This is a genomic window from Burkholderia paludis (assembly GCF_000732615.1).
In the GTDB taxonomy this organism is placed as follows: domain Bacteria; phylum Pseudomonadota; class Gammaproteobacteria; order Burkholderiales; family Burkholderiaceae; genus Burkholderia; species Burkholderia paludis.
In genome coordinates this window covers 101274-109219 of the sequence record NZ_JPGL01000031.1, presented here as the reverse complement: position 1 = coordinate 109219, position 7946 = coordinate 101274, and the positions used below count along the sequence as shown (strand labels likewise).

Annotated in this window: 7 protein-coding genes and 1 pseudogene; 3 read left to right on the top strand and 5 right to left on the bottom strand. The window is 68.1% G+C overall.

What is annotated here, in order from left to right; translation table 11 throughout:
* Together GQ56_RS46560 and GQ56_RS0120690 are read left to right on the top strand one after the other, a co-directional pair.
* Positions 1-366: pseudogene (locus GQ56_RS46560) on the top strand (hypothetical protein); the annotation flags it as partial.
* Between the two features lie 110 nt (positions 367-476).
* Positions 477-2321 carry a YadA family autotransporter adhesin gene (locus tag GQ56_RS0120690; RefSeq protein ID WP_031400435.1) on the top strand — a complete coding sequence of 615 codons (1845 nt, stop codon included), beginning with the start codon at positions 477-479 and terminating at the stop codon, positions 2319-2321.
* Positions 2322-2495: 174 nt separating this feature from the next.
* On the opposite strand, the gene GQ56_RS0120685 is transcribed toward GQ56_RS0120690, so the two are convergent.
* The 3 genes from GQ56_RS0120685 to tauA form a co-directional block, all read right to left on the bottom strand.
* The gene (locus GQ56_RS0120685) at positions 2496-3395 is read right to left on the bottom strand and encodes an ABC transporter permease subunit (protein WP_031400434.1); all 900 of its coding nucleotides are present in this window, start codon (positions 3393-3395) and stop codon (positions 2496-2498) included.
* Between the two features lie 71 nt (positions 3396-3466).
* Positions 3467-4264: a taurine ABC transporter ATP-binding protein gene (locus GQ56_RS0120680; RefSeq protein ID WP_031400433.1), complete on the bottom strand. Its 798-nt coding sequence runs from the start codon at positions 4262-4264 to the stop codon at positions 3467-3469.
* 28 nt (positions 4265-4292) lie between these two features.
* Positions 4293-5309, bottom strand: coding sequence for a taurine ABC transporter substrate-binding protein (tauA, locus tag GQ56_RS0120675; RefSeq protein ID WP_031400432.1), 1017 nt, complete (start codon positions 5307-5309; stop codon positions 4293-4295).
* Positions 5310-5638: 329 nt separating this feature from the next.
* On the opposite strand from tauA, the gene GQ56_RS0120670 reads away from it, so the two are divergent.
* Positions 5639-6043, top strand: a complete 405-nt coding sequence (locus tag GQ56_RS0120670; protein ID WP_031400431.1) for a hypothetical protein — start codon at positions 5639-5641, stop codon at positions 6041-6043.
* A 140-nt stretch (positions 6044-6183) separates the two neighbouring features.
* Here the strand turns inward: GQ56_RS0120670 and lipA are convergent, their stop codons facing one another.
* Positions 6184-7176 carry a lipoyl synthase gene (gene lipA / locus GQ56_RS0120665; protein ID WP_031400430.1) on the bottom strand — a complete coding sequence of 331 codons (993 nt, stop codon included), beginning with the start codon at positions 7174-7176 and terminating at the stop codon, positions 6184-6186.
* Positions 7169-7918 carry a lipoyl(octanoyl) transferase LipB gene (gene lipB, locus GQ56_RS0120660; protein WP_031400429.1) on the bottom strand — a complete coding sequence of 250 codons (750 nt, stop codon included), beginning with the start codon at positions 7916-7918 and terminating at the stop codon, positions 7169-7171. Before lipB ends, lipA begins: the two co-directional genes overlap by 8 nt.
* Between the last annotated feature and the right edge of the window lie 28 nt (positions 7919-7946).

The following is a 7946-nucleotide window of genomic DNA, read 5'->3' as shown; positions in this document are numbered from 1 at the left end:
CCATCCGCCCCTCTTCCACGGCGCGATCCGCCGCCCGACCCCGCGCATCGCGAGATCGGCGCGGCCGCCGGCAGCGCCACATGGCGCACGCTCCGCGCGAGACTGCCGCCGAGCGGATACGCGGCGTCGATCCGCTCGACCGTCGCCGCCCGCAGCCCGGCCGTCCTGCCCGGCGCCGGCAACCGGTCGCGACGCGTGGCGGCGCCGCGCGCTCGCCCTGCCCGATGCCTGCTTCGGGCCGGCGAATGGACCGATGCACGATTTCAGTCGTGTCCCAATTCGGTCATTCAATTTCGTAGATGTCTGATCGACGGCACTTTGGCCGCTCGGTATAGTCGCTCGCTCACACCCGGGTTGTCCGATTGAGACATGTCGCTCGCGGGTGCGGCACCGGGTCCGGCCCCTGTCGACGAAACCGCGCACGCGCCACTCGGACACGTCGCGCACGAGATCAATTAATCAGGACTACGACAAATATGACGATCCCATTCGCCGGTCGACCCGGCATTCCGTGTGCGCATTCACGCGCATCGGCGCAACAGCGACGCACGCACGCCACCCGCCTCTCGGCGCTTGCCTTCGCCATCGCGGCGCTCGCACCCTGCTACGGTCACGCCGATCTGGTCCAGGACAACGTGATCATCAAGGACGGCAGCGGCGGCAAGCCGTCCGCCACCGGCTTCGGATCGATCGCCATCGGGGCCGGCGCGAATGCAGCCGGCGTCTCCCACGGCGATTACTCGGCAATCGCGATCGGCGCCCGATCCGTGGCCGACGGTCAAGCGGTCGTGGCCGTCGGTGAGAATGCGAAGGTCCACGGCGACCGCTCGGGCGCGTTCGGCGTGTCGTCGAGCGTCAATGCGAACCGCGGCCTCGCGCTCGGCGCGGACACGAACGTCACGGCGCACGGCGCGGTCGCGCTCGGCCATGGCAGCGTCGCCGACCGCGCGAACACGGTGTCGATCGGCGACACGGGCGCCGAGCGCCAGCTGGTCAACGTGCGCGCCGGCTCGCGCGACACCGACGCACTCAACCTGTCGCAACTCAAGCCCGTCGTCGACGCGCTCGGCGGCAACGCCGCCGTCGGTGCGGACGGCACCGTCAGCGCGCCGAGCTACGAGATCGGCGACCATACCTTCGGCGACGTCGGCAGCGCGCTGACGAATCTCGACAGCCGGGTCGTCGCGAACGGCAAGGGACTCGACGACGCGAATGCGTCGCTCACCGTGCTCGACGAGCGTGTCACGACGATCGACGGCCGCGTCACGACGGTCGAGACCAACGTGACGTCGATCCGCGCCGATGTCGACGATCTCGGCACACGGATCGACAACGGCACGACCGGGCTTGTCCGGCAGGATCCGGACAGCCTCGCGATTTCGATCGGCGCGGACAAGGGCGGCACATCGGTCAGCGTCGCCGGCTCGAGCGGCACGCGTGTGCTGACGGGGTTGTCCAACGGCGTCGACGACACCGATGCCGTGACGATCGCGCAACTCAAGGCCACCGGCCTCGTCGACCCGTCCGGAAAGCCGCTCGGCGCAGTCGTCTACGACGACCTGACGCTTGCCCGCGCGACCCTCGGCGGCATCGGCGGCACCGTGCTCGACAACGTCGCGGCGGGCGCGATCGCCGAAGGCAGCCTGCAGGCCGTCAACGGCTCGCAACTGTTTTCAATGCAGCAGCAGTTCCAGAGCGGCATCGACGCGCTCGATTCGCGCCTGTCGAACGTCGAGCAGAGCGGCCCCGGCGGCAATCCGTCCGGCGAGACCGGCAACAAGCTGGAGCAGATCGGCGACGGCAGCGGCGCGACCGGGTCGAACACGATGGCGCTCGGACAAGGGTCGAGCGCCTCCGGCGACAGCAGCGTCTCGATCGGGACGAACGCCAATGCGTCGGGCCAGAACTCGGTCGCGCTCGGCGCGAATTCCGTTGCCGACCGCGACAACACGGTCTCCGTCGGCGCCCCCGGACAGGAACGGCAGATCACGAACGTCGCGGCCGGCACCGCACCGACCGACGCGGTCAACGTGCAGCAATTGAACAGCCAGATCGGCAGCGTTCGCGCCGACATCGATCACTACCGGCGCGACGCGAGCGGCGGCATTGCATCCGCGGTCGCCATCGCGAACCTGCCGCAGGCGTCGCTGGCCGGCGAAAGCATGGTTGCGGTTGCCGGCGGCACGTACGGCGGCCAGTCGGCTGTCGCATTCGGCCTGTCGACCGCCACGCGCAACGGACGCTGGGTGGTCAAGGCATCCGGCTCGACCAATACGCGCGGCACGGTCGCGGTCGGCGCCGGTGCGGGCTATCGCTGGTAAGCGTCCGGACGCGACGAGTCGTCGGCCGAACGGCGTCACGTCGCAACGAGGACCGGCAGTGAAGCGCTCCCGCAAGCCAGTGGGCGCACGCAAGCGCAATAAGCCGAGGGCCGGATTCCGCATCGTGCGGAATCCGGCCCTTTCACCTGCCTGAGCGATACGGACGGCGTGCGTTCACGCCCGCCCCTTCCACGGCACGATCCGCCGCTCGACCCAGCGCATCGCGAGATCGAACAGCCATGCGATCGCGCCGATGATCAGGATCCCCATCACGACGATGTCCGTGCGCAGGAAGCTCGATGCGTTGAGCACCATCTGCCCGAGCCCGGCCGTCGCGGCGACCATCTCGGCCGCGACGAGCGTCGTCCAGCCGAACCCGATCGCGATCCGCAGCCCGGTCAGGATCTCCGGCAGCGCGGCCGGCAGCACCACGTGGCGCACGATCTGCGCGAAACTGCCGCCGAGCGAATACGCGGCGTTGATCTGCTCGACCGTCGCCGCGCGCACGCCGGCGCGTGCCGCCATCGCGATCGGCGCGAAGCAGGCGAGGAAGATCACGACGAGCTTGGCCGTTTCGTCGATGCCGAACCAGATCACGACGAGCGGCAGGTACGCGAGCGGCGGCAGCGGCCGATAGAATTCCAGCAGCGGATCGAGCACGCCGCGCGCGATGCGGCTCACGCCCATCAGGATGCCGGCCGGCACGCCGAACGCGGTGGCCAGCAGGAACGCGCCGAACACGCGCGCCGCGCTCCACAGCAGATGCTCGGACAACGGCAGGCCGCCCTGGATGCGGCCGTGCCATGCATCGACGAAGGCCGCCCACACGGCTTCCGGCGCGGGCAGGAACAGCGGCGGCAGCCACTGGCGATGCGTGGCGACCCACCACAGCACGGCCAGCGCCGCGACCGTCGCCGCGCTCAGCCCTGCCGTCCTGCCCTGCCCCGGCAACCGGTAGCGGCGCGACGGCGACGATCGATGCGCGTGGCGTGCGGCGCGCGGCGGTGCCGCGCGATCGCCCTGCCCGGCACCCGCGGCCGTTCCGTCGGCCGTCCACGATTCCTGCGTGCTCATGCTGTCCCGCCTGTGCAAAGTACTGATCCGACCGCGCCCGACAGACGCGCCCTGTCGCGCGAGTGCGCGCGTCACGCCGCCGCCTCGGTCGCCTCGTCGCGATGCAGGTACGCGATCAGCCGTTCGCGCCATGCGATGAAATCCGGCGAAGACTTCACCGCGCGCGCATCGCGCGATTCGACGTAGCGACGCGCGAACGGCAATTCGAAGGTTTCCGCGATCCGGCCGGGGCCCGGCGTCATGACGACGAGACGCGTCGCCAGGAACAGCGCCTCCTCGACGTCGTGCGTGATGAAGAACACCGTCTTGCCGGTGCGCGCCCAGACGTCGAGCACGAGCGCCTGCATCGTGCCGCGCGTCATCGCATCGAGCGCGCCCATCGGCTCGTCCATCAGCAGCACGCGCGGGTCGCTCGCGAGCGCGCGCGCGATGCCTACCCGCTGCTGCATCCCGCCCGACAGCTCGTACACGCGCGCATGCGCATGCCGTTCGAGCCCGACGAGCGCGAGCATCTCCCGCGCGCGCGCTTCGCGCTCGGCCTTCGACACGCGGGCGAACCGCAGCCCGAGCGCGACGTTGTCGAGCACGTCGAGCCACGGCAGCAGCGCGTATTTCTGGAACACGACGCCGCGATCGGCGCCGGGGCCCGTGACCGGCACGCCGTCGACGCGCACGTCGCCGGTCGTCGGCGCAACGAAGCCGGCCATGCAGTTCAGGAGCGTCGTCTTTCCGCACCCGGACGCGCCGAGCGCGACGACGAACTCGCCGGCATCGATGCGCAGATCGACGCGCGCGAGCGCCTGCGTCGTCGGCCGGCCGCGCTCGCCCGGATAGTCGACCGATACCTGACGAACTTCCAGCGTGCTCATGGTCGGGCCTCCGCTACGATCGCCGCGCTCAGCGCGCGGCCTTCTGCACGAACTGCGGATCGACGCCGGCCGAATAGTCGGACAGCACCGTCTGGATCGTGCCCTGCGACTTGAGGAACGTCGCGGTGGCCGCGAGCGACTTCGCGGCACCCGATTGCGCGCCGCCGCCGAGCCACGTCGGCGACGCCTGCTCGGCCGGCGTCGGGAACGCGTAGAGCGCGAGGCTGGCCGGCACGTCCTGCGCGTTCGCCCCCGATTCCTTCGCGACCGCCGCGACCTGCGGCGAACCGACCTTCCAGGCGGCGGTATGCGCGCGATAGTCGGCATCCGCGGCCGCGAGCACCTTCACGAAGCGCGTGACGAACTCCGGATTCTCGCGCGCGAACTTGCGGCTCACGACGAAGCCGTCGAAGGTCGCCTTGCCGCTTTCCTTCGCGACCTGGCCCGACGTCGTCAGCACGGTGCCCGACTGCTTGACCTTCGCGAGCACCGGATCCCAGATGTAGGTCGCGTCGATGTCGCCGCGCGCCCAGGCGGCCGCGACCTCGGGCGGACGCAGGTTGACGATCTTCACGTCGTTCGGGTTCACGCCCGCGGCCTGCAGCGCGACGAGCGTGTGGAAATGCGACGTCGACACGAACGGCACGCCGATCTTCTTGCCCTTCAGCGCCGCGACGCTGGTCACGCCCGAGCCGTTGCGCGCGACGAGCGCTTCCGCGTCGTTGATGTTGTCGAGCACCCAGAACAGCGAGATGTCGAGCCCTTGCGACAGGCCGGCGGCGATCGGGCTCGACCCGGCTTCGCCGAGCTGCACGGAGCCCGACGCGAGCGCGCGGATCACGTCCGCGCCGCTGTCGAGCTTGCGGAACGTGACCTTGTAGCCGGTCGCCTTTTCGACTTCACCGCTCGCCTGCGCGTAGCGCCACGGCACCACCATGTCCTGGTACGCGATCACGACCTCGCGCGATTCGGCGTGCGCCGCGCCGAGCGCGGCAAAGGCGGTCAGCGCGACGACGGCGCGGCGGATGAAGCTGAAACGGGACATGCGGCTCTCCTTCGGAATGCGGGCATTGCTGCGGGAGAGCCGACTATAGGAGCTTTGCGTACGGCGGGAGCCAACTTATCCTGCGAAGCTATCGATGCCGTTTCAGCTTTGCTTTCCACGTTCGATTGAATGGCGGCGACGATGGAGCGGCAATCAGCATACGAAAACATGCCGTCACCGATCGCCCCTGACCGCCGACGGAAATCTCGCGCGCTCCGCCACGCATGCAAGCTTTCATACGAGTCCCATATCCATTCGTCGAAGCGAACGTTAGTTTTTCATCTCGAACCCGGAGGGCCGGCCCGTCAATTCCTGTCTGACAGAATTCCATGAAAACCCGATACGGCTTGCTGGAAATGAGGGATGTGTGGATCGACGCCTATATGAACGGCGACATCGATCAGCTGAAATTCGTAGAGAGCCCGCATTTCTTCGTCAAGCGGGGAGACCGTATCCTGACCAGGCTCCAGCAGATATCCGCCATGCAGCGGCATCTGTCCGAAAAGACCTGGCGTGGCTTTTCCCTGCAGGTTCGCGACGAGATCACGGCAATCGAGGAAAGCCCGCTCTGGGCATCGATTTCCGGCACCGGCTCGATGCAACGCGGCGAAGGAATACTTACCCGGTTCGATTTTCTGGAGCTATGGCTGGTCAACGACGATCGGTGGCAGATTGCCGCGCTTTGTTACGAAGAGAAAGAATATCAAGGCGGGGGGACGACAGATCATCCGTAGACCGGATACGCGTGGGGGAACGCCTGCTTCGATCGCCCGACTCGAAAACCGTTGCTTCGCCGGATCCATGGACGAAAAAAAGCCCGCATCGCTGCGGGCTCTTTCGACTGCACGGGGCTGCTGCCGCGCGAACGCGGCGCTCAGACCACCCCGGCCCCATGGGCCTGCAGATCGGCGTGATAGCTCGAGCGCACCATCGCGCCGACGGCCGCGTGCGTGAAGCCCATCTTGTACGCCTCGTCCTCGTACATCCTGAACGTATCCGGATGCACGTACGCCCGCACCGGCAGGTGGTGCTCCGACGGCTGCAGGTACTGGCCGATCGTCAGCATGTCGACGTCGTGCGCGCGCAGGTCGCGCATCACCTGCAGGATCTCCTCTTCCGTCTCGCCGAGGCCGACCATCAGGCCCGACTTCGTCGCGACGTCCGGATGCAGCGCCTTGAAATCCTTCAGCAGCTTCAGCGAGTGCGCGTAGTCCGAACCCGGGCGCGCTTCCTTGTACAGGCGCGGCACCGTTTCGAGGTTGTGGTTCATCACGTCCGGCGGCGCGGCGTTCAGGATCGAGATCGCGCGATCGAGACGGCCGCGGAAGTCCGGCGTCAGGATTTCGATGCGCGTTTCCGGCGACTGTTCGCGCACTTCGCGAATGCACTCGACGAAGTGGGCGGCGCCGCCGTCGCGCAGGTCGTCGCGGTCGACGCTCGTGATCACCACGTACTTGAGCTTCAGTGCGGCGATCGTGCGCGCGAGGTTCTTCGGTTCGTCGGCGTCGAGCGGATCCGGGCGGCCGTGGCCGACGTCGCAGAACGGGCAGCGGCGCGTGCACTTGTCGCCCATGATCATGAACGTCGCCGTGCCCTTGCCGAAGCATTCGCCGATGTTCGGGCAGCTCGCTTCCTCGCACACCGTATGCAGGTTGTGCTCGCGCAGGATCGTCTTGATCTCGTTGAAGCGCGAACTGCCGGTGGCCGCCTTCACGCGGATCCACTCGGGTTTCTTCAGCTTCTCGATCGGAATGACCTTGATCGGGATGCGTGCCGTCTTCGCCTGCGCCTTCTGCTTGGCGGTCGGATCGTAGGCAGCGGTCGCGGCCGAATCGGCCGGTGCGGGGGAAGCGGTAACGTCAGTCATTCGAATGTGGTTCCAGTGCCTGCGGCTTGTCGGCGGCCGCGGATACGCCGCCGAGGTTGGCGATCAGACGGCGCACCAGCGTGCGGGCGACGTCGTTCCAGTCGGCGGCAACCTCGAGGCTCGCCATGTCGACGGTTTCCAGTCCGGCGTAGCCGCACGGGTTGATCGCGAGAAACGGGCGCAAATCCATCTTCACGTTCAGGCTCAGCCCGTGATAGCTGCAGCCGTTGCGGATCTTCAGGCCGAGGGCCGCGATTTTCGCGCCTTCGTGCGCGCCTGATGCCACGTAGATCCCGGGTGCGCCGGCCTTGCGGACCGATGCGAGATTATACGCCGCGAGGGTTTCGATCACGGCCTCCTCGATCTTCGTCACGAGCGCGCGCACCATCAGCTTGCGCCGCCGCAAGTCGAGCAGCAGGTAGACGACGATCTGGCCGGGGCCGTGATAGGTGATTTGCCCGCCGCGGTCGACCTTCACGAGCGGCACGCCGCTGTCGGCCACCAGCAGGTGGGCCGGGTCGCCCGCCTGGCCGAGCGTGTAGACGGGCGGGTGCTCGACCACCCAGATTTCGTCGCCGGTGTCGGCCGTGCGCGCGTCGGTGAACGCGCGCATCGCGTCGAAGCTCGCCGCGTAGGCCTCGACGCCCCGCCACTGCACGGTGACCGGCGGGGCCGGCAGTTCGGCGGACGATGCGGAAACGGCGACAGGCGTGGACACGATGGAAACCGGCGAAACGGACATGGGCGGTAGTTTACCGAAAACCCGTGGG

What these genes read in the sequence shown, in the direction of transcription:
- GQ56_RS0120690 (WP_031400435.1), top strand. Translation starts at nt 477, where the DNA reads ATGACGATCCCATTCGCCGGTCGACCCGGCATTCCGTGTGCGCATTCA.
- lipB (WP_031400429.1), bottom strand. Translation starts at nt 7,918, where the DNA reads ATGTCCGTTTCGCCGGTTTCCATCGTGTCCACGCCTGTCGCCGTTTCC.
- GQ56_RS0120670 (WP_031400431.1), top strand. Translation starts at nt 5,639, where the DNA reads ATGAAAACCCGATACGGCTTGCTGGAAATGAGGGATGTGTGGATCGAC.
- GQ56_RS0120685 (WP_031400434.1), bottom strand. Translation starts at nt 3,395, where the DNA reads ATGAGCACGCAGGAATCGTGGACGGCCGACGGAACGGCCGCGGGTGCC.
- GQ56_RS0120680 (WP_031400433.1), bottom strand. Translation starts at nt 4,264, where the DNA reads ATGAGCACGCTGGAAGTTCGTCAGGTATCGGTCGACTATCCGGGCGAG.
- tauA (WP_031400432.1), bottom strand. Translation starts at nt 5,309, where the DNA reads ATGTCCCGTTTCAGCTTCATCCGCCGCGCCGTCGTCGCGCTGACCGCC.
- lipA (WP_031400430.1), bottom strand. Translation starts at nt 7,176, where the DNA reads ATGACTGACGTTACCGCTTCCCCCGCACCGGCCGATTCGGCCGCGACC.